The 21,475-nt window shown below is 59.7% G+C and carries 19 protein-coding genes and 1 pseudogene; 17 read left to right on the forward strand and 3 right to left on the reverse strand.

Features of this window, described 5'->3' with window-relative positions; genetic code table 11:
• Positions 1 to 2 precede the first annotated feature (2 nt).
• The 7 genes from AC1DX6_RS01340 (at position 3) to AC1DX6_RS01370 (ending at position 7,827) form a co-directional block, all read left to right on the forward strand.
• Entirely contained in the window at positions 3 to 512 is a 510-nt protein-coding gene (locus AC1DX6_RS01340) for a hypothetical protein (protein WP_477310476.1), read from the forward strand.
• A 72-nt stretch (positions 513 to 584) separates the two neighbouring features.
• Positions 585 to 932 carry a hypothetical protein gene (locus tag AC1DX6_RS01345; protein ID WP_477310478.1) on the forward strand — a complete coding sequence of 116 codons (348 nt, stop codon included), beginning with the start codon at positions 585 to 587 and terminating at the stop codon, positions 930 to 932.
• A 397-nt stretch (positions 933 to 1,329) separates the two neighbouring features.
• On the forward strand, positions 1,330 to 1,701 hold the full coding sequence (locus tag AC1DX6_RS01350) for a hypothetical protein (protein ID WP_477310480.1): 372 nt from the start codon (positions 1,330 to 1,332) through the stop codon (positions 1,699 to 1,701).
• 294 nt (positions 1,702 to 1,995) lie between these two features.
• Complete coding sequence (locus AC1DX6_RS01355) at positions 1,996 to 2,625, forward strand: CDGSH iron-sulfur domain-containing protein (protein WP_477310482.1); 630 nt, start codon at positions 1,996 to 1,998, stop codon at positions 2,623 to 2,625.
• A gap of 105 nt (positions 2,626 to 2,730) precedes the next feature.
• Positions 2,731 to 3,096: an endonuclease domain-containing protein gene (locus tag AC1DX6_RS01360; RefSeq protein ID WP_477311874.1), complete on the forward strand. Its 366-nt coding sequence runs from the start codon at positions 2,731 to 2,733 to the stop codon at positions 3,094 to 3,096.
• Positions 3,097 to 3,258: 162 nt separating this feature from the next.
• Complete coding sequence (locus AC1DX6_RS01365; protein ID WP_477310484.1) at positions 3,259 to 5,286, forward strand: hydantoinase/oxoprolinase N-terminal domain-containing protein; 2,028 nt, start codon at positions 3,259 to 3,261, stop codon at positions 5,284 to 5,286.
• A 366-nt stretch (positions 5,287 to 5,652) separates the two neighbouring features.
• Positions 5,653 to 7,827, forward strand: a complete 2,175-nt coding sequence (locus AC1DX6_RS01370; protein WP_477310486.1) for a malate synthase G — start codon at positions 5,653 to 5,655, stop codon at positions 7,825 to 7,827.
• 84 nt (positions 7,828 to 7,911) lie between these two features.
• Here AC1DX6_RS01370 and AC1DX6_RS01375 read toward each other — a convergent pair whose 3' ends face one another.
• On the reverse strand, positions 7,912 to 8,427 hold the full coding sequence (locus AC1DX6_RS01375; RefSeq protein ID WP_477310488.1) for a GNAT family N-acetyltransferase: 516 nt from the start codon (positions 8,425 to 8,427) through the stop codon (positions 7,912 to 7,914).
• A gap of 167 nt (positions 8,428 to 8,594) precedes the next feature.
• On the opposite strand from AC1DX6_RS01375, the gene AC1DX6_RS01380 reads away from it, so the two are divergent.
• The gene (locus AC1DX6_RS01380) at positions 8,595 to 9,185 is read left to right on the forward strand and encodes a DUF308 domain-containing protein (protein ID WP_477310490.1); all 591 of its coding nucleotides are present in this window, start codon (positions 8,595 to 8,597) and stop codon (positions 9,183 to 9,185) included.
• A gap of 162 nt (positions 9,186 to 9,347) precedes the next feature.
• Positions 9,348 to 9,935 carry a TetR/AcrR family transcriptional regulator gene (locus tag AC1DX6_RS01385; protein WP_477310492.1) on the forward strand — a complete coding sequence of 196 codons (588 nt, stop codon included), beginning with the start codon at positions 9,348 to 9,350 and terminating at the stop codon, positions 9,933 to 9,935.
• Positions 9,936 to 10,455: 520 nt separating this feature from the next.
• Here AC1DX6_RS01385 and AC1DX6_RS01390 read toward each other — a convergent pair.
• A complete protein-coding gene (locus tag AC1DX6_RS01390; RefSeq protein WP_477310494.1) occupies positions 10,456 to 10,881 on the reverse strand; it encodes a RidA family protein in 426 nt (141 codons plus the stop codon).
• A gap of 123 nt (positions 10,882 to 11,004) precedes the next feature.
• Here AC1DX6_RS01390 and AC1DX6_RS01395 point away from each other — a divergent pair, with 123 nt between their 5' ends.
• Entirely contained in the window at positions 11,005 to 11,925 is a 921-nt protein-coding gene (locus tag AC1DX6_RS01395) for a LysR family transcriptional regulator (protein ID WP_477310496.1), read from the forward strand.
• A 269-nt stretch (positions 11,926 to 12,194) separates the two neighbouring features.
• Here AC1DX6_RS01395 and AC1DX6_RS01400 read toward each other — a convergent pair.
• Positions 12,195 to 12,758 (reverse strand): annotated as a pseudogene (locus tag AC1DX6_RS01400) (magnesium chelatase domain-containing protein); the annotation flags it as partial.
• Positions 12,759 to 12,931: 173 nt separating this feature from the next.
• On the opposite strand from AC1DX6_RS01400, the gene AC1DX6_RS01405 reads away from it, so the two are divergent.
• The 7 genes from AC1DX6_RS01405 to AC1DX6_RS01435 all read left to right on the forward strand — a co-directional run bounded on the left by AC1DX6_RS01405 (position 12,932) and on the right by AC1DX6_RS01435 (position 21,388).
• Positions 12,932 to 13,987 (forward strand): hypothetical protein, encoded by a 1,056-nt coding sequence (locus AC1DX6_RS01405; RefSeq protein ID WP_477310497.1) that lies wholly within the window; start codon positions 12,932 to 12,934, stop codon positions 13,985 to 13,987.
• Between the two features lie 728 nt (positions 13,988 to 14,715).
• The gene (locus tag AC1DX6_RS01410) at positions 14,716 to 15,603 is read left to right on the forward strand and encodes a hypothetical protein (protein WP_477310499.1); all 888 of its coding nucleotides are present in this window, start codon (positions 14,716 to 14,718) and stop codon (positions 15,601 to 15,603) included.
• A gap of 14 nt (positions 15,604 to 15,617) precedes the next feature.
• On the forward strand, positions 15,618 to 17,114 hold the full coding sequence (locus AC1DX6_RS01415) for an Hsp70 family protein (protein WP_477310501.1): 1,497 nt from the start codon (positions 15,618 to 15,620) through the stop codon (positions 17,112 to 17,114).
• 82 nt (positions 17,115 to 17,196) lie between these two features.
• A complete protein-coding gene (locus tag AC1DX6_RS01420) occupies positions 17,197 to 18,360 on the forward strand; it encodes a tellurite resistance TerB family protein (protein WP_477310503.1) in 1,164 nt (387 codons plus the stop codon).
• Complete coding sequence (locus AC1DX6_RS01425; RefSeq protein ID WP_477310505.1) at positions 18,353 to 19,435, forward strand: M48 family metallopeptidase; 1,083 nt, start codon at positions 18,353 to 18,355, stop codon at positions 19,433 to 19,435. The genes AC1DX6_RS01420 and AC1DX6_RS01425 overlap by 8 nt, the downstream gene beginning before the upstream one ends.
• Positions 19,436 to 20,021: 586 nt before the next feature.
• A complete protein-coding gene (locus AC1DX6_RS01430; protein ID WP_477310507.1) occupies positions 20,022 to 20,750 on the forward strand; it encodes a hypothetical protein in 729 nt (242 codons plus the stop codon).
• 224 nt (positions 20,751 to 20,974) lie between these two features.
• A complete protein-coding gene (locus tag AC1DX6_RS01435; RefSeq protein WP_477310509.1) occupies positions 20,975 to 21,388 on the forward strand; it encodes a hypothetical protein in 414 nt (137 codons plus the stop codon).
• Positions 21,389 to 21,475: the final 87 nt, after the last annotated feature.

Consider the following 21,475-nt stretch of genomic DNA (forward strand, 5'->3'; position numbering starts at 1 on the left):
GCATGTCCGCCCCTGTCGAACTCCGCAACAGTCCCACCGGCAAGATGTCTTCCGCCTTCGGGGCGCTTTTGTTCGCGGCGATCTTCGGCTTCTACACGCTCAAGGGGCTGGTCACCGGCGCCGATGGCGGCCGGGTGCTGCTGGTGGCGCTGCTGGCGCTTGGCTTCCTCGGGTTCGGCTATTTCCTCGCGCGCGGCGCCTTCGACACTTCGGTCAAGGTAGTGCTCGACGAAAAGGGCTTTCGCGACCGTCGCCTCGGCGACGTGCTGGTGCCCTGGGACAAGGTGCAGAGCGTGCGCCTCACCTCCGGCAAGGGGTCGGGGATGGTCAATTTCGAATTGGCCGAGGCGCCGCCCGACGAGATCAAATACGCGCTGGCCAACGCGCTCAACCTGATGCTGCCGTTCGGCCAGAACACCGTGCACATGGAGGTGTCCTCGCTCGACATGAGCGGCGCCGACATCATCGCGGAGATCCAGCGGCTGGCGCCGCATGTCGAAGTGACGCGCTGATCTCCCCCTCGAGGGGGAGATTACGTGCTCCTCCGCCCGTGCTTTACTCTACCCCTCAGGGAACCCGCCATCATGATTCGCCTCGCACTCGCCGCCCTTCTCCTCACCACCTCCGCCCACGCCGCCGACATGGCCTTCTTCGTGAAGAACCTGCGGCAGCAATCGGTGGCGGTCGAGCTGTTCAGCCATGACCGCAAGACGGTGTGGCCGGGCGACGACCAGGTGTTCATGATCGAGCCCGGCTCGCAGAAATCGGTGCCGATCTCCTGCAATCCGGGTGAGAACATCTGCTACGGCGCCTGGGTCAACGGCAACGACAGCATCTCCGCCGGCGTCGGCCCGGACAATGATCAGCCGTGCGACAATTGCTGCTTCATCTGCGTGGAGAAGACGACGGAGACGATTGATCTGGTTGAGTAGCAGAAGCTGCCGATCTCCCCCCTTGTGGGGGTTGAGGAGTGGTCCGCGAAGCGGACGAAAAGCCAACTGCTTGGCTTTTCGAACGACGAACGCCCGGCAGGGCAGAGGGGGGCGCGAAGGATCGCCAACCTCGCGCCCTGCGACCGCGCAAAACAGTGTGAAGGCACAGTTGTATTCGATTGAGATGCCGGCGGGACAGCGCCCCCCTCTGTCCTACCGGACATCTCCCCCACACGGGGGGAGATTGGCCGTCACCTCGGCCTTTGCCAATCTCAAACGTCGCGCACCGACGCACAAATCAGGACCGCATTAGCCGATCCTGACTTCCGCCCCTCCGCACATCATGTAATGATTCCTCCCACGGCCGGGGGCCGATTCTCATCCAGGGGAGATTGCCATGTTTTTTGCCACCACGCGCCGCGTCGTTCTCGCGCTTTCGCTTGCCGCGCTGTTCGCGCCGGCGGCACATGCCGGCGATGTCACGTTCGAAATCAAGAACAGCCATCCCAACGCCATGCGCGTCGAGCTCTACAGCCAGGACCGCGACTATGTCTGGCCGGGCGATGGCAAGGATTTCTATCTCGACGACGGCGAGACCAAGTCGATCCCGCTGTCGTGCAATGACGGCGAATCGATCTGCTACGGCGCCTGGGTCGACGGCGACGAGCAGACCTATTGGGGCGTCGGCCCCGGCAACAAGGAAAAGTGCGAAGACTGCTGCTACACCTGCACCGGCGGCGAGACCGAGGAAATCGAACTGGTGCCGTGAGGCGGTGACGCTGCTGATCTCCCCCCTTGTGGGGGAGATGCCCGGCAGGGCAGAGGGGGGCGCTGTCCCGCGGACGTCTCAACCTACCAGCCCCGCCTTGGGGAATTTGCCTGCCCGAACGACAGCAGGGCCGCGATCCTTCGCGCCCCCCTCTGTCCTACCGGACATCTCCCCCACGAGGGGGGAGATTGGCTGTCACCCTGGCCTTCGCCCATCGCAAAGGTCGCGCCCAGCCTCTCAGCTAGCTTGACGCGCTTCCGGCTACAGCCATAGCCTGCGGCGAAAAACAGGAGCATGGCGATGGCAGTGGTTGAAAGCGACAAGATCGACGTCGGTTTTTCCGGCAAACGCTGCATCCACTCGCGCAACTGCGTGCTGGGCAACCCGCACGTTTTCGTGCCCAATGCGCCGGGCGAGTGGATCCACCCCGATGCGGCCAGCGTCGAAAAAGTGGTGGCCATCGCCGAAAGCTGCCCCTCCGGCGCCATCACCTATCTCCGCAAGGATGGCGGGCCGCAGGAAAAGCCGCCGGCTGTCAACACCGTGCGTATCAGGGAAAACGGTCCGCTCGCCGTCCATGCCGAGATCGTGCTCAACGGCGAAACATTTTACCGCGCCACGCTCTGCCGCTGCGGCGCCTCGCAAAATAAGCCGTTCTGCGACAACAGCCATATCAAGGCCGGCTTCGCCGCCACCGGCGAACCGCCGCTGAAGGACACGCCGGCGCTGGAGGCGCGGAACGGCCCGCTCACCGTCACGCCGACCACCAACGGCCCGCTCAAGCTCGAAGGCAATGTCGAAATCGTCACCGGCACCGGCCATACGATCGACCGCACCCGCCGCGCCTTCCTCTGCCGCTGCGGCCATTCGGCCAACAAGCCGTTTTGCGATAATTCGCATAAGAAGGTGGGGTTTGTGGCGTAGGCTGGGCGACCGAAGCTGCCAATCTCCCCCCTGGTGGGGGAGATGTCCGGCAGGACAGAGGGGGGCGCCGTAGAGCGCCAACCTCCCCAACACCGAGCATCGACAATGCCCCACACGCCATTGCCGCCAAAGCATCGCGCAAACGCCAGGTCGATGCGCAAGGTCATGACACCAGCCGAATTGAAGCTCTGGAACAAGCTTCGCGCGCATCGGCTCATGGGGCTTGGCTTCCGGCGCCAATTTCCTGTTGCCGGGTACATTGTCGACTTCGCTTGCCCGGTCAGGAAAATCGTCGTCGAGGTCGACGGCTCCCAGCATGCGGATGCGGTCGCCGGCGATGATGCAAGGACGGTGCGTCTGGAACAGGATGGCTGGAGCGTGCTGCGCTTTTGGAACGACGACGTCCTCCACGATATCGACAATGTCTGCCAGCATATCGTGATTGCGGCCGGGCTAGGTGGAGCGTCTTAGGTCGTGGCAAAGTGGGCGATCCTTCGCGCCCCCCTCTGGCCTGCCGGCCATCTCCCCCACACGGGGGGAGATCCCACTCCTCCACTGGCCCATCTCTCCCGCCTTTATCCCCAGGCCGCTATCGGCTAAGGGCGGGGACGCGAAATCTCCGGACCCGCCTTTATGACCGCCAAGACCAAACCCCTCCCCCTGTTCCTCGGCATCGACACCGGCGGCACCTACACCGATGCGGTGCTGTGGTCGGAGGCCGAGGGGCCGCACGGAAAAGTGCTGGCCAAGGCCAAGGCGCTGACCACGCGCCATGATCTTGCCGTCGGCATCTCCGGCGCGGTCGATGCGGTGCTGCAGCAGGCCGGCACCGACCCGGCCGCGATCAAACTGGTGTCGATGTCGACGACGCTCGCCACCAACGCGCTGGTCGAGGGCCAGGGCGGGCGCGTGGCGCTGGTGATGATCGGCTTTGCCGAAGGCGACCTCGCCCGCGACGGGCTGAAGGCAGCGCTCGGCACCGACCCGGTGGTTTTTTGTCCGGGCGGCCATGACGTGCACGGCAATGCGGCCAAGCTCGATCTGTCCGGGCTGGAGGCCGCCTTGCCGGAACTCGGCGCCTCGGTGTCCGGCTTTGCCGTCTGCGCCTATTTTGCCACCCGCAATCCGGCACATGAACTCGCCACCCGCGACCTGATCCGCGAAAAGACCGGCCTGCCGGTCACCGCCAGCCATGAGCTGTCGGCCAAGCTCGGCGGTCCGCGCCGGGCGCTGACGACACTGCTCAACGCCAGGCTGATCTCGATGATCGACCGGCTGGTGGCGGCAACCGAAGGATTTCTGGACGCCCGCAAGATCGTCGCCCCCCTGATGGTGGTGCGTGGCGACGGCGCGCTGGTTTCGGCGGCGTTTGCCCGCCAGCGGCCGATCGAGACCATCCTCTCCGGCCCGGCCGCCAGCCTGGTCGGCGCCCGCCACATGACCGGGCTCGACAATGCCGTGGTCTCCGACATTGGCGGCACCACCACCGACGTCGCCGTGCTCGATGGCGGTCGCCCGCGGCTCGATCCGGAAGGCGCCACCGTTGGCGGTTTCCGCACCATGGTCGAGGCAGTGGCCATGCGCACCTTTGGCCTCGGCGGCGATTCCGAAGTGGCGCTGGAGGATGGCGCGCTCAACCCAAAAATCCTGCTCGGGCCCCGTCGCCTGGTGCCGCTCGCCCTGGCCGGCCTGATGCATCGCGAGGCGGTAACCTCGGAGCTCGAACGCCAGCTGCGCGCGCCAAATCCCGGCCGCATGGATGGCCGCTTTGCGCTGCGCACCGGCGTGCCGGACAGGCTCGCCGCCGGCCTGACCGCGCCTGAAGCCAAACTCTACGAGCAGATCGGTGCTGTGCCGCTCGCCATCGACAGGCTGCTCGCCTCGAACGCCCAGAACGCCACGCTGAACCGGCTGGTGTCGCGCGGCCTGGTGCATATCTCGGGCTTTACACCCTCGGACGCCGCCCATGTGCTGGGTAAGCAGGCCAACTGGGCTCCGGTCGCGGCCCGTCTCGGCGCCGAGCTGTTTGCCCGCAAGCGCGACGGCCGCGGCCAGAACATCGCCGCGTCGCCCGAGGTCATTTCCGAACGTGTGCTGGTGACGCTGACGCGCTGGTCGGCGGAATACATCCTCGAGACCGCCTTTGCCGAGGACGGCTTGGATGGCGCGGCGACCGTGGCTCACGCGCTGGTGCAGCGCGCCGTCGATTCGCATCCCGGCATCGCTCGGCTGACCGTCGCGCTCGACCGCCCGGTCATCGGCCTCGGCGCCTCGGCGCCGCTGCATTATGCCGGCCTCGCCGAGCTGGTCGGCAATGAGTGCGTGGTGCCTGAGGATACCGACGTCGCCAACGCGCTCGGCGCCGTCGTCGGCCAGGTCCGGGTTTCAGCCGAGGCGCGCGTCAGTCAACCCCAGGAAGGGCTGTTCCGTCTGGCGTCGGGGGAAACCGTGCGCGATTTCACCGACGAGGGGAAAGCGATCGCGGCGGCCGAAGCCGACGTCCGCGCCATCGTCGCCCAGCGCGCGAAGGATGCCGGCACCGACAATGCCGAGATCGATGTTTCGACCGAATTCAAGGTTTCCACTGTCGAAGCCCAGCGCATGTTCATCGAAGCGCACGTCGTGGCGGTCGCCTCGGGAAGGCCAAGGATTGCGGTGTAGATTCAGGTGAGGCCGGCCTGCAAATGGCGGCGTCCTGCGCTTCCGGTGCTCACGTACCCAAAAGTACGCTCCGCTCCGGTTCTCGGACGCCACCATTTTCGACTCGGCCTGACCTGAATCCGGCGCCTTCGTCATCCTAGGGCGGAGCAAGGAGCGAAGCGACGCGGCGCAGACCCTAGGATCCATGCCGTGGCGTTGGGCGTAGAATGCGACGGTTCAGAAGGCATGCACAAACAGACGAAGAACACTCGATACCGACGCGTCTTCGCTAGTCTGCCAAAATCCCCCCTTCACCCTAAGCTGAATTGACCCTGCACCCCTGACATGCCAAAGGCCGACTTAAGCCTTTCATCTGGAGAAGCCCTGATGACCGATCGCATCGAGATCGCCGGATTGCAGATTGCCCGCGCGCTTCATGACTTTGTCGTCAACGAAGCGCTGCCGGGCACCGGCGTAGCAGTGGATGCGTTCTGGAACGGGTTCTCAGTCATCGTCCATGATCTTGGCACCAAGAACCGCGCGCTGCTGGCCAAGCGCGACGCCATCCAGGAACGGATCGACGGCTGGTATCGCGACAATGGCGCACCGAGCGACATGGAGGCCTACAAGAGCTTCCTCCGGGAGATCGGCTATCTAGTGCCAGAAGGCCCGGCCTTCGCCGTCGCGACCGAAAATGTCGACCCGGAAATCGCTGTCGTCGCCGGGCCGCAGCTGGTGGTGCCGGTGATGAACGCGCGCTATGCGCTGAACGCCGCCAATGCGCGCTGGGGCTCGCTCTATGATGCACTCTACGGCACCGACGCCATCCCCGAGACCGGCGGCGCCGAAAAGGGCAAGAGCTTCAACCCCGCGCGCGGCGCCAAGGTCGTCGCCTGGGCCAAGAACTTTCTCGACGAGTCGGTGCCGCTCACTCTGGGCAAATGGGCCGGCGTCAATGGTCTGACGGTCTCGGGCGCCACCTTGCGGCTCAGCGCCGGCGCCGGCGGCACCACGCTTGCCGATCCCAAACAGTTTGCCGGCTATCGCGGCGATGCCGAAAACCCTGAAGCGATCCTGCTGGTCAAGAACGGCCTGCACATCGAAATCCTGATCGACCGCGTCAACCAGATCGGCCGCACCGATCCGGCCGGCATCGCCGATGTTGTGCTGGAGTCGGCGCTGACCACCATCCAGGACTGCGAGGATTCGGTCGCCGCGGTGGATGCTGACGACAAGGTCGTGGTCTACCGCAACTGGCTCGGCCTGATGAAGGGCGATCTGGTGGAAGAGATCACCAAGGCCGGCAAGACCTTTACCCGCAAGCTCAACTCCGACCGCAGCTACACCGCGCCCAATGGCGGCCAGCTTGCCTTGCCCGGCCGCTCGCTGATGCTGGTGCGCAATGTCGGTCACCTCATGACCAATCCGGCGATAACAGACCGCGACGGCAACGAGGTGCCGGAAGGCATCATGGATGCGGCGATGACGGCGCTGATCGCGCTGCATGATGTCGGCCCGAACGGCCGCCGCAAAAACTCCCGCGCCGGCTCCATGTATGTGGTGAAACCCAAGATGCATGGCCCCGAGGAAGTCGCCTTCGCCGTCGAGATTTTCGACCGCGTCGAGGCCCTGCTCGGCATGGCCAAAAACACCATCAAGATGGGCATCATGGACGAGGAGCGGCGCACCACCGTCAACCTCAAGGAGGCGATCCGCGCCGCACAAGACCGGGTCGTGTTCATCAACACCGGTTTTCTCGACCGCACCGGCGACGAGATCCACACCTCGATGGAAGCCGGCCCGATGCTGCGCAAGGGCGACATGAAGCAGGCCGCCTGGATCTCCGCCTACGAGGCCTGGAATGTCGACACCGGGCTGGAATGCGGGCTGGCCGGCCATGCCCAGATCGGCAAGGGCATGTGGGCGATGCCGGATCTGATGGCGGCGATGCTGGTTGAAAAGATCGCCCATCCGAAGGCCGGCGCCAACACCGCCTGGGTGCCGTCGCCGACGGCAGCAACGCTGCACGCCACCCACTACCACAAGGTCGATGTCCACGCCGTGCAAGCGGCATTGAAAAGCCGGCCCAAGGCGAAGCTCGACGACATCCTGTCGGTGCCGGTGGTGGTGCGTCCGAACTGGACGCCGGATGAGATACAGCGCGAGCTCGACAACAATTCGCAAGGCATTCTGGGCTATGTCGTGCGCTGGATCGAGGAAGGCGTCGGCTGCTCGAAAGTGCCTGACATCAACGATGTCGGCCTGATGGAGGACCGCGCCACGCTGCGTATCTCCTCGCAGCACATCGCCAACTGGCTGCGCCACGCCGTCTGCTCGCGCATCCAGGTGATGGATTCCCTGCAGCGCATGGCGGCCATCGTCGACCGCCAGAATGTCGGCGATCCGCACTACCGGCCGATGGCGCCCGACTTCGACAGCTCCATCGCCTTCCAGGCCGCATGCGACCTGGTGTTCAAGGGCCGCGAACAGCCGAATGGCTATACCGAGCCGGTGCTGCACGGGCGGCGGCTGGAGCTGAAGGCGAAGCAGGGCACGGCCTGAATCAGCCCGGCCGGAGGTGATTGCTGTTACCGGCCGCTCCGCATCTGAGGCGGGATCCGGATGTGGTCGCCGGTTGCGGTGGCCTCACACGCGTTGGATCGAGCGCGACAAGAAGACGTCCGTATGCCTGACATGCGCCGGAGTTTCGCGGAAAGGCGCGCAGGGCCTGAAGCCGAACGCCTCGTACAGCGCAACAGCGTTTTCCATATAGAAGGTCGTGTGGATCAGCACCGTGCGGGCTGGCCCTTTCTCGATCTCCGCCAGTGCGGCGCCGATCAACCCGCGACCTATGCCTTGTCCACGGAAGGATGCGTCGACGAAGAACCTGTGAAGTTCCACTGTCTTGTCGCCGAACTGGTCGAAGGCGAGGCAGCCTGCCGGCCGGCTCTCCGATCGCGCAATGAACGCCATGGCATCCGGCACGCCGAATTGCATTGCCAGCTCGGGGCCGCTTGTTTCGGGCTGGAAGAGGGTCCTGACATCCTCCTCCGAGACGCCGTGGGGCGCCGAAGCGTCAACATCCCATTGCGCAAGCTTGCGGCAGAGGACCGCCAAGGTCTCGAAGTCCTCGGCGCTGCGCGCCGGCGACACTGAAATCATCCCCCAAGCCCCCGCGGATCTGCGCGATCATAGCACGCGCGGCCCCCCGACGCGAAAGCCGGTCACATAAATGAGATGTCGAGGTGATCGGCGATCGGTCTTGGACGACTTGACGGCCAGCAATCTACCTACTAGTTGGTAGGCAGTTGAAACGAGAGATCCCCATCATGCCTGGACAAATGAATGATCAGAGCCGCGCCCCGTCATCAGACGGGTGGCTCAAAAGCTATTATTATCTGCGGTTTGCCGTGTCGGCAGCCTGGGTTGCGGCGGCTTTCACCGTCGCGAAAAGCAGCCCAGCGCTCGCTGCCGCCATGCTGGTTGCCTACCCTGCATGGGACGCGCTGGCGAATTACATCGACGCTCAGCGCACCGGCGGGCTCGGCCGCAACAAGTCTCAATTGCTCAATTTCGTCGCCAGCATCGTCACTGCGATCGCTATTGCCATCGCGCTTCGCCACAGCATGAACGCGGTGCTCTCGGTCTACGGCGTCTGGGCCGTTGTCTCCGGCGCGTTTCAGCTCCTGACCGCGGCCCGGCGCTGGAAAACCAACGGTGCGCAATGGGCGATGATCCTGAGCGGCGCCCAATCGGCGGTGGCAGGTCTCTTCTTCGTCAAGATGGCCGGCGGCACAGAGATCATTGGCATCGCCAATGTTGCGCCCTATGCAGCTTTCGGCGCCTTCTACTTCCTCGTGTCCGCCTTGTGGCTGTCGGTCAGCGACGTCCTTCGCAAGTCGCCGCGGGTCGCAAGCTAGAGAAATTCCAGGAAAAGCCCGAACGGTTGGGCTCGGCGACTTCGCAGTCGCCTCCGTCCGGGATTGCGTCAAAACAAAACAAAGACTTAGTCTAAAGCGGGTCACTGTTTGCGTGAAAACGGTGACCCGCTAAGTAGGGAGGAGCCCTCTGCGGAGCAAGTTATGAGCAAGCCTTCAAACACCGCCGATGAGATCCTGGCCGCCGCGCGAACCTTCATCGTCGCCGGTGGATACAATGGCTTCAGCTACGCCGATATCGCCGAAGTGATCGGCATCCGCAAAGCCAGCATCCATCACCATTTCCCCAGCAAGGTCGACCTCGTGCAGACCCTGCTCAGGCGTTACCTCGAGGATGCCGTTACGGGCATGGGAGGGCTAGAGCGCAATGTCCCCGAGCCGCCGGAGTTGCTTCGAACCTATGCCGGCATCTGGGCTCGATGCATCGAGGACGCGAGCATACCGTTCTGCGTCTGCGCGCTGCTTGCCAGCGAGCTGCCGGCCCTTCCGCCGGAGGTTGGCATGGAAGTGCGGGCGTATTTTCAGTTTCTCTCGAAATGGCTGACTGGCGTCATCGAGCGCGGTGCCGAGAAAGGCACGCTGTCTATTTCCGCTTCGCCACGCGTTGAGGCCGAGGCCTTCATGGCGACCGTGCATGGCGCAATGCTTTCCGCGCGAGCTTATGGCGATGTCTTGACCTTCGGCATGATCCTGACGCCGACGCTTCAGAAGTTGATCCCCGCGACCGATTGAGCTGGGTAAAAGAGGATCGGCCCGGAGAAACGGACCTAGCGTGTAGCTTCAAATGCCCTTTGGCTATGCCGCCTGCGCCACGCGCTCCGACATGAGGCCGGGGAGTGGAGCACCCAGCCTCACCTCCTTTTCCGCTACCGCAAGGGAGAGCTTCGGCTCGGCAAGGATCAACTCCTCCGCCAGGCCGGCGCCCGACCGGAAAGTTCAAGGAGAGTCGCATAGACGCTGCTCCAGTGCCTCCATGCTGGAAAAGCTCTGCCTCGCCGCCGCCCCTTCACTGAAACCCCCTCCTCAGGCCCGGGGCATCCGTATGCATGGAACCCGCCTCAACGTCCGCTCAGAGGTCCTCTGCCGTATGGCAGCTATCCGCCGAGTTCGCCCCGATAGCGGACCGACGGGTTCCGGCCCCAAATCTGCCGGTCAGCTGTGCGCCGCATTTCAGCCGTCGCATGGCTCGTTCAGGTTCTCCTGAAAGCAGCCATGGCTGGGCCCCGACCTCCGAGGCTCTAACCTGTCGTCGTCATGGGACGCGGACAACCATCTCCACTTCGAGTTGCAACATTGGGGTAAAGAGGGACTGCACCCCCAACACGGTGAGACTCGGCATTGTTCCGGCAAGCATCGCTTGGATCGGTGCATAGGCCTCGAGAAAGCGCTCTGTTGTGCCATCGACAACATAGATGCGGAGCATAACGATGTCGTCTGTCGAGGCGCCTAGTTCTTGGAGGGCAGCCTTCAAGCTATGGGCAATGAGCTCCGCTTGGCCACCTACTGTCTCTGGCACCGCCGAGCCGTCGAGCGGGGCAGCTATCTGCCCCGACAGGTAGGCCAACTGCCTTGCTTGGGCGACGCTGATTTGTGAGTGACCGTTCGTGGTCGAGTCCCACATCGTTGAAGGGTTGTGACGAACCACCGGGGCGGTATCGAGAGGGGACATGGCGGACATAGCTATTCTCCATCGTGTTTGCTTGACGCGCGACTGGGAACGGGAGGTGTTCTGGCGCTACAATTCGCGATATAAGCGATCTATTGGGGAATGTGTGTCCCCACACTGTGGACGGGGTGCCTGTTGCGAGACGAACTCGATATCGGAGCCATCCGGGCGTTTATCGCTGTGGTGGACGCTGGCGATTTCACGACGGCTGGGCGAGCGCTGCGCATAACGCGATCGGCTGTGGGGAAGGCCGTTATCAGGCTGGAGGAGCGTCTTGGCGCAAGGTTGCTTAACCGAAGTACGCGCCGAGTTTCGCCCACTTCGGACGGCCTGCTTTTCTATGAACGCTGCGTTTCGCTGCTGGCAGATCTGGAAGAAGCAGAGGCGGCAGTCCGGCACCGTGAGCAAAAGCCCCGTGGCACGATAAAACTGTCCGTTCCTGATGCCTATGGCCGGCTAAGCATCTTGCCGGTTCTGCAGGAATACCTCCTCCAATGGCCAGAGATCAGGGCAGAGGTGACATTTTCCGATCGCATCAGTGACCTCGTTGGCGGCGGCTATGATCTCGCGGTTCGCATAGGGGGACTTGAATTCAGCACCGGCCTTGTGAGCCGCGTCATTGATCGGATCGATGGAGTCCTGTGCGCCGCGCCGTCCTACCTCTCCAAACGCGGCAAGCCAGACAACCCCGAAATGCTAAACGAACATGATCATCTGGCATTTGGCCGCGACGGGCACTTAATGGCCTGGTCGCTTCAGGCCGGTGATGAACTGGTGAAGGTTAGGCATGCGCAAGCGAGAATGGTCATGGATAGCGCCGATGGCCTGCGTGCCGCAGCGATTGCGGGACTCGGCATCGCCAGTCTGCCAAGCGCAATTGTGGCGGCCGATCTCGAAGCGGGAAGGTTGGTCCCCCTTCTGGCAGAGTATCAAGGTGAACCGCTACCGGTATACGCGCTCTATCCAGATCGTCGCCATATGCCCTCGAAGGTCCGAATGCTCATTGATCTGCTCGTTCAACGTCTGGCGCAAAGCGGGAAAACGACGGATTTGTGAGAGCCCTCGGCGCACCTACGCCTTCTCAACAGGGCTGACCGCTTTTGGCCATTTGGCCGGGCTCGTTGAACGACCGAATTGGGGTCGTATAGAGAACGGCAGCTTATCTCAAATGCCTGCCGAGACCTGACAGTCCGGTTACGTCCCGTTGCGGTCGTTCCTGATCGAAGTTTGGACCAAGCCGTTTGGCGCTTAATGGGCGGGTTTCGCCATGATGGCGGCGCGCGTTTAATTAGCCAATGTGCAGCATTAAAATATTTAATCATATACACTCTCAGCAGATTGTGGCCGCCGGCCGCCGCCACCTCCAGCGCCCGCTTGGCGGTCTCCTGGCCCTTGATGTCGGAGAGGTCGGGCAGGTCGCGCGCCGAGGCGTGGATGCCGGCCTCCGGCCGCGACAGCACCTGCGTGCCGCGGAAATGATTGGCGATGGCAATCAGGCTGCGCGGCGCCAATATGTCGAAATCCTTGCCGGCCCAGGCCGCCTCTGGGCCGCAGCCGAACGGGCAGATCAGCCCTTTTCCCTCGGCGTTGGCGCCGATCGCCGCCGGCAGCGCACCGGCAACCGCGGCGATGGTGCCGTCGAGCGAGAGTTCGCCGAGCACGACATAGCCGGCCAGCATGTCGCCCGGAATGGCGCCAAGCGCTGCCATCAGGCCGAGTGCGATCGGCAGGTCGTAATGGCTGCCTTCCTTGGGCAGGTCGGCCGGCGCCAGATTGACCGTCACCTTCTTCGACGGCATCGACAGGCCGGAGGCATGCAGTGCCGCCTGCACCCGCTCGCGGCTTTCGGCCACCGCCTTGTCGGCCAGGCCGACGATATGGATGTTGAGGTGAATTAATTTGCGCTTGGAGATGAGGCTGTGGAACGTGCCAAACGTAAAGGCCGCTTCCAGCTTGTGGAACTAGGGCAGTTCCTGGCGAGAATCAAAGTTCATGCGCCCACAGGCTGGTCAACAGCCTCGATAATCATTGTTAGTGCAGTTCTTGGCATAGCATCCTCATCATGTCACAAAATGCGATGTTCGGCAGCGAGGAAGTGACTATGCGGGCGATTGGCGTGGCAGCTTTTTTGATTGTGATGCTTTCATGGACGTCCGCCAGCTGCGAAGAGCTGTTCTCATACTTTTCTCAAAGCGATGATCCCCCGCAAACTTCTGTGTCGATAAGCCCTTGCACGGGCGACGAAGTTGCAGAGTGCATTTCACACAGCATTTCATGCGAGAAGAAATCCGGGGGTGGTCCGGAATTCACAGTCTTCACTGGCGACGTCGAAAAAATCGCCTCATCCCTGATCATTGGAACGGAAGGCCAAGCGAAGGCCCAGCTTAGGCTGTCACGCGGCTCCACCACCGTTGATCTAGCGGTGAATTCGGTTCGTGTGGATTCGAACGACATGGATGGCGGGTGGATCGTTACATTTAGCCTCGGAAGCATCGATACGTTCTTTGATGCTCTCACGGAAACGGCTGGGGAAGGCGCGTCCCTCATCGTTGCTGGGAAGCGGTTCTCTTTGGCGCCACAGCGAGGTGATGGCAAGAAACTGGTTGATTGGAAAAATGCTTGTGTAGAGCTTGAAGGACAGTCCCTTACTCCAAGCGAACCTTCGCCGGCACCAGATTGCGAATTCAACTTACGGCGCTACCGGTCGAAACTGGTTAAGGACGAAAGCCCTAAGTCATATCAGGAGCTTCAGTTCACCGAGGGTGCGCAGATCGGCAAAGTCAGCCTGAGAGAATTTCACGATGGCAAGCCTGCATGGACTGCAAAGGGTGATTTTGCCTGCTCCAACGGCGCCTCAATCTGTCGACTGACATTCCCTTTGATGTTAGCTGAGCCGATCGAGTTACCGTACGAAATGGTCGGCGAAGGAGCTGCGGAGATGGTCGTTGTTCCCGCGTTCCGCCAGGAAGTCTACCAGACCGAGCAGTACGCTGTTGCCCAAGGCAAGCGCTATGGAGGACTCGTCTCAGACCTGCTCGACGGATTTGCACCGAAAGAGGATGAGCCAATCACCCCATACAATGTTTATTCCTATGCCGATTGCGCCAAAATTCCATAGGGATCCATGGCAGATCTCTTCAGTAATCACAGCAGGATGATCGCCGTGCTGGTTAATACTGAAAGCGGCCTGATGAATGTTTCTAGTCCCGTCGCAACATGGATAACGCTTGCATCTCCAAAACGCTGCCGTGGGGCCGACCCGTCGAAGACAGGTCTTGAAAGCCAGCCTCTGGACGCGAAGCGGTTGGGGCAGGGCTCGGCGCGACCTCTAGTAGAGGAAGTTCGACGCTTGACATTCCGGTCCTGTCCGACGAGCAACAACGGGAGTTGAACCGCCAAGCCCATTAGCAGAGCAACCACCGTCAAATCGCGCGATCAAAGGGGCCACTGCAGGCTCGGGATATTAAAGACCGAGGGGTGGGCCCCCTTTTTTATGAAGCTGGCGTTCCAGACTGAGCTAGAACGGCTGTAGGGAAGCTGGCTGCAATCCGAACGGTTGACACGATTTTTGCCGATCAACTTGATAGTGCAATATGGTCGGCGCCCGATGATGATCGCTGAGCCGAAAAAAAGAGCATGGGGACTCGGCGGCCGGGAGGAATTTCGAGCATTCTAAGACCGTGATCGCTGAGTTCGGTTCGGGCATTAAGAGGAGGAGCCGAATTCATTTGGCCTGAAGTGGCTGGATCAAAAGAAATGCGGCGTGGCTCCGGCGTAACTTTGGTTTGGGAAGCGGTAAGAATGTTAAGAATAGCGTTGGGTGTTTGGGGAGGCAATTGGTCAGTCATGAAGAGCCTTGCAAGAGTCGCGTCGGTTGCTGTGTTCCTATGCCTTGCTGTCGCGATGGGTACGTCGCAATCAGTTGAGGTGACCGGCATGATTGCGTACGCGCAAGGCCCTTCCAGCGCTACCTCTTCGGAGCCAGCTGGCAACTCTCCTGGAAATTCTCCGATTGTGATCGCCAACAGTGGAGCAGGCGACGGCAGCTCGAGCGCCTGGCTATTCGTTCTGCTAACCGCGATGTCCGTAGCGGTAGCCGTCCTCTCCGCAACTACGTTCTACCTCTACAAGTGGCGAAAAATTCTCCTATCATCGCCTCATCTCGCAGTGCCAGAAGACGTTGCTAAATACCTGAAGTCTCTTGGTGGTGAAATTTCAGACTTCGGTAAGGAACTATCGGAGCTGGGCAGTGCTACCGTCGCCCAAGTCAATCACGTTAGGCGCATATACGATCAAACGGATTCACGAGTATTGGAAATGACAGAGGCGTTTAGGACCTATCAAAATGCCCTGGATGAAAAAGATACCGAAATTCGCCGACTGAAAACAGGTCATGATTATCACGTATTTAAATCGTTTGTTACTCGATTTATCCGGTTAGACATTACACTTCGCGAATTTTGCTCAAATCCAGACATCGCTACGCTAGAAATGAAGCAGATTAAGCGGTTGCTTGAAGACGCGCTGGAGGAATGCGGCATCGAAAGTTACCAACCGGACATTGGTGCTGATTACCGAATCGCTGTCGGCGTCGCGGACAATCCAAGAACGATCGCTGCAAGCTCGAAGGATGAAGAGTTTAGGATCGCAGAGGTCGCGGAGCCTGGATATGTTTTAAAGCAGGGCCAAGATCCGCAGGTGATTATGCCCGCGAAAGTCATCATTTATATTTAACAGGAGTAGGTAAGATGGGGTCCTTTGTTGGGATCGATCTGGGAACAAGCTTTTCGGCAGTGGCCACAATTGACGAAACGGGCAGGCCCGTAATCGTTCACAACGCTGATGGGAAGAACCTCACGCCGTCTTGTGTCACAGCAAGCGACGGACGGGTGGAGGTCGGCGAATATGCGCGGCGTACCTGGGGGAACGCCCCTGAAAAGGCTGCAGCGCGATTCAAGCGGGAAATGGGTACTGCGGCCAAACACATGGTCAACGGCCACGAATTTACACCAACTGATCTAAGCACTCTCGTCCTCAAAAAACTTGCACAGGACGCCTTCGCCGCGATCGGCGAGTTGGGCGAAGTGGTTGTGACGATACCCGCGAATTTTGCCCATGAGGCACGCGAAGCAACAATGCGGGCGGCCAAGAATGCTGGCTTGAATGTCCGTTATATCATTAACGAGCCCACTGCCGCTGCTCTCTACTACGCCTTTAAAAGCGGCGAACAATTAAGCGGGAACTATGCAGTTTATGACCTCGGCGGCGGGACCTTCGATGTCTCCATCATTCACGTCGAGGGGCATGACGTCGACGTATTGGCTACTAACGGTGTGGCCAAGCTCGGTGGCGACGACTTTGACGACGCACTAATCCGGATTGTGAAGCAAAAATACGAAAAGGAGACAGGAAGGAAATTCGAGGCGGACGACTTCACAAAAAATGATGCCGAGGAACAAAAAAAGTCGTTAGCTTCGCGCAAGCGCGTCACCATCAAGGTAGGAAAGGAATTGATCGACGTCACGCGGGAGGAACTCGACGAGGCGATATCGTCATTGGTAACGCAAGCTGAGATGCTATGCGAAGCGACACTGGACGACGCCGAACTGGAGCCGTCCCAAATCGAGGGTGTCTTTCTCGCAGGGGGAAGCACCAGATGGCCTAGCATTCAGGAAAGCGTAACGAGAGTTTTCAGGCAGAAGCCGCTTGCGTTGGCGAATGTCGATGAGGTGGTCGCTCTTGGAGCAGCGCTCTACGCGGCATACAAGGGCGATCGAGCCACACTTACAGCTGCGCAAAGAACGGCCATTCAGCGTATCAAGGTGTTAGAATCCACATCGAAGTGCTTCGGAACGATATCTCTGAGTTTCGATGTCGCCCGCGATCGGGACATCGTGACAAACAACGTCCTTATCAGGAAAGGTGAAAAGATTCCTTGTTCGGTAACGCAATCGTTCCTAACCGTCCGCGAGGGCCAGACGGAGGTCATGTGCAAAGTAACCGAGTCCACTTCGGCTGAAAGTGATCCGCGCTTTGTCAAGGTGATTTGGGAAGGTCAGCTCTCGCTACCTTCGAATCGCCCTGCGAAACAGGAAATCAAAGTGACGTTTTCCTATGACCAAAATCAAATAATGAAATGTGCTTTCGAAGACACCGCCACTGGACGACAGACCAAGGTAGACCTTTCAATGACTGAACTTAGCAACTCTGGGAACGACGAAGTCGAGAAATTTTTGGTTCTGTGAGATGGGAGCGGTTTTCGCATTTATCATCTTTGTCGTAGGTATCGCTCTATTCAAGTTGGTGCTGAATGCAGGGGCTCGGACCGTGGGTGCCGCTGCCAAGGCGGCCGTGGGTAAAGGTACGTTCGCCGGCAACATGGAGATTGCCTTCAAAGGCATGCCTCCCCTCCAGTTCCGAATTAGGGATACGCGACTGGGAGATCAAGGAGATGGCCCCCTAGCTAAGATAATCGAATGCAAAGGCCTTTTGCCGTTGCCCCGGCGGATATTCTTGGGAGTCGAAACTTCCGTTCTTGATCGGGTCGACGAAAAACCCCTGTTCGTTCTATCGGCGCTTGAGGCGTTTCAGGAACAGGACACCATCGCCTATCGCCACGGTATTGAGGTGGGATGGGTCCAGCCGAATCAGGGCTTTGTCGATTGGGTTCGCATCGGCGTGATATTGCCGGAAATCCTGCAGCCGCCTTTCAGCGGGCGCCGCGACCTAACGGCTGTGGTGAGGCTGATCAATCTGGACGACCCGCCCAAAATCCGATTTGGATTTGCCAAAGATCATCCGGGTATCTTGTGGACGGAAGCTATTGGCTTCAGCCATCAGTTTACTGACAAAGGGTTCCAGGAACATGCGATAGAGCGTGATGAGGCGCAAGCGATTGCTGTCAAGATTGCGGTGGCAGTGGCCATGGCGGATGGCTCGCTCGACGATAATGAAGGGGAAATCATAAAAAAGTGGATTACGCGGGCTGTCTCTCCGTTCGCGGACGGAAGGCAAGCTGAACTCAAGAGCATTTACAACGACGCATTCAGAGATGCCTACCAGAATGCCAAAGGCGGCAACCTAAGCCTCACCGCCCTAACCGATCGAGTGAACGAGATCGGCGACACCAGCACGAAGTACGAAATCATCGAGCTTTGTTTCGATATCATGGCTGCAGACGGCGTCGCTGATGCAGCGGAGTTGAAGACTATCAATGGCGTCGCGGCCGCGTTGGGTCTCGATTTGGCTGAAATCGAAAAGTTGAGGGATCAGAAAATCATTGGATTGAATGCCGATATCTCCGGTCATGGCACGCTGGAGGATATCCTTGGCATGGATCCCGACTGGGACCAGGATCGAAAGCGAAAGCATTTGAGGAATGAATTCCAAAAATGGAACAATCGCCTGAACACCCTGCCCGAAGGCAATGAGCGTCAAAACGCGCAGCTGATGTTGGACAGGGTCGCTCAGGCTCGCAAGAATTATGGCTGAATATCTTTGGGCAGCTCGAGACATTGCAGAGGCCGTCAGGTATTCCGGTGACGTCGGCAAGCATGAAGAGTTAGCTGACAACAGCAGGGCCGATGCGTTCGCCAGCTCATTGCTTCAAAATGAGCTTAAGATCACGCGGGAAGTGACGCCGCTTCTTGCCGAACGTCTTGGAGCCGCCCGTGAACGTTTGAACATTCCCGAAGGGGCGGTCACAGCTTTTGTCTATGCATCACCTCAGATCCAGGCGGAATGTTTTACAACCGGGCATACCAGATGTGTGCTCCGTTTTTCCTCCGCGCTAGTCGACTTGCTTTCACCTGATGAGTTTGCCTTCGTAGCTGGGCATGAGTTGGGACATTTCCTCTTGAGGCACGGTACGGGACGTTCACTCTATCGCAACCTTAGCGTCCAGAGCTTTGTGGAAAGCCGAGCGCAGGAAATATCGAGCGATCGGGTTGGCCTCATTGCCTGCGAATCTCTCGAAATGGCACTTAGGGCTTTGCTGAAGACCATTTCCGGGTTGTCGGACAGGCATCTTAGGTTCGATTTCAGCGTGTTTGTATCTCAGCTTCGACAGGTATCTGCCAAGCCTCCACAGGCCAACGTGTTTGCCAGTCATCCCGCTGTCGTCCTGAGAGCCAGGGCGCTCCTTTGGTTCTCAATGGGCAATATCAGCCCCAAAGGCAATTTCTCCGAGATTGGAGCGGCTCTGAGAGGCATCGACCTAAAGATTAAGAAGGATATGGATCTCTACGCAGACTCGTCCTCGAAGGAAATAATGGAAGAGGCAAAGGAGAACCTCCTCATATGGCGTGCCGCCAATAGAGTTATAGACACAGGGTGTTTTTCTAGACCAATACAGAAAGCTCTAGGTGCCCTCCTTGGGGATGAGATTCTCGAAAAGATAAAGATGCTATTTTCAGATCGTTCCAAGGCAGACGCCCAGGAATTTATCGAAAGAAGACTTTCCGAAGCGTCCGATTATTTTCGTGCGCATTTTCCGGATGAGTACGACAATGAGTTGGATCGGATACAGTCGGTTCTTTTACGAGTATTTTCGAATACCGAGCGCTAAACAAGGGTGGGATCGGAGCTTGGCTGTGGCGAGGCTCCGCGCATCGACTTTAGCTAGCAACGCCGACGAGTAGACCGGAATGTCGTTCCGTGCCGGGTCGCAACGGCTGTCTTGATACTTTTCGTTGGCCAAGGCCTAACGCCAGGGGGCACATGTCTTCATTCTTTGATGCGCTGCACTCAGACGCTCAGCTGGCGGACGCTCCTGGAAAGCGAACCCCAACCGTTGGATGAGGTTGAGAACGCTGCTCATTTCCATGTAATTTGTTACCTGCAACAATGAATAAGATTATGGGGGAATCTGATTGCCATTATTTTCCCGCTCATTCGCGGTCGACGCTCTTGCCGGGTGGATTGCGAGCAACCCCGACAGTGCGATTCGTACGCTTTTCGATCGCTGGTGTCCGCCGGGGAGGAAGGCATCCGGGAAGGAGGTACTGAGGCTCGGGCTGCGGGACGGCTATCTGAATTTCTATATTAAGGGTCAGTCGGTCGCCAAACTGTCCGCGGGCCGGAGCGGTCCAAAGCTCGCGGTACATAGGGCTTACGCCAACGGTCGCCGAAGGGGGCGCTATGATGCCCCTCCGGTGCAGGGCTATGAGAATTATGACGCCAAATCTCTTGCTGATCCGGTTACGGGCACGCTGATCGCGAATTGGATCGAAACGGCGGAAAGCTATGCTTCAGCCGAAAAGCGCTTCGTTGATGATCTCATCGGGGTCAATCCGGGCGTTATCGATCTTGAGATGGGCCTGCCCGCGAATGACCTTCCAGACAGGGAGCGGGTAGCGCCCCGCATGGATCTCGTGGTTGCCCAGCGAGCAGATGGTAGATCACCGTCGATATGCTTCTGGGAAGCCAAATGCGCTAACAATTCTGAGCTTCGTGCAAGCCAAGACGGCGCGCCGAAAGTTCTGGAACAGCTAGGGAAATATGTGCGCTGGATGGAGGAAGGCGATCGAATAGGTCAGGTGCAACAGGCATATCGGACTACGGCGGTCCTGCTATTGGACCTCCATCGCCTGTTCCGCGAAGGCGATGGAAGCAATCTGGAGAGCGTGGGTATATGGCAAATGCTGGCCACTCTTGAGGCCCCGACCGTGATTATGCAACCGGGCATTGTCATCGGGAACTACTGGCCCGAAGGCTTTACAGAATCGATCGCCAGTGATCGCATGGCGCAATGTGCCGCCAGCTTCGCTAGGAACGGGCACCGCGATAAGCTCCAACGCGCTGGTGTCCGCGTGCATGAGGTCGGCCCAGATCATGGGGGACTTTCTCTACCGCTTCTTTCGCGCCATGTGATGCCTGAATGACGTTGACCCCGACCGCTCATCGCGGAACGAAGTCGATCGGCGGTTCGTGCATTGAAATCGAAGGATCTGGAGGCGAGCGCCTCATCCTTGATGCCGGTCGCCCGCTTGACGCTTGCAGCGTTGGCGAATGCATGTTGCACGATTTGTTACACGTCTTTTCTACATACCTAGACGATCGCACCATCTCTCATTAACAAGTTGCCCGATCTGGTTTAGGGGGAAGTATGCCGCTGAGGGAACAGGGCGTCGTTGACGCGATTGAGGCGTGGTTGAACGCAAACAGCTTCTCGGAAATCAAAGCCATAAAGGCCGGCTCTCGAGGCTACGATATTGTTGCCAAGCGCAACGATACGGGCGAGCGTTGGCTGATTGAGGCAAAAGGCGGCGCGCATTCGGGGGTAGATAGCTCGAACGCTGCTTGGGGAAGAGTCGGTGCAGCGTTTTTGATGACCGCTGGCTGGCGCTTTCAAGAAGGCATAGCGGGCGAGCGTTTCGCCATCGGCATCCCATCGTCGCGATGGTTCAATGTCCATGTCGGTCGGATAAGGCCGGCACTGAAGTACCTCGGCATCTCAGTGTTTCAAGTAGCTGACGACGGAGCGGTGGTATTTACCGACAATCGACCTCGGATCGATTAGGCGACGGCTACCGAACAAAGGCCACGTGTCGCTTTCTCTTCCCGTGATGTCTGGCAGCAAATGTCGGCCTTGCCGGCGACCGTGTTG

Source organism: Mesorhizobium sp. P2_C4, from assembly GCF_056404575.1.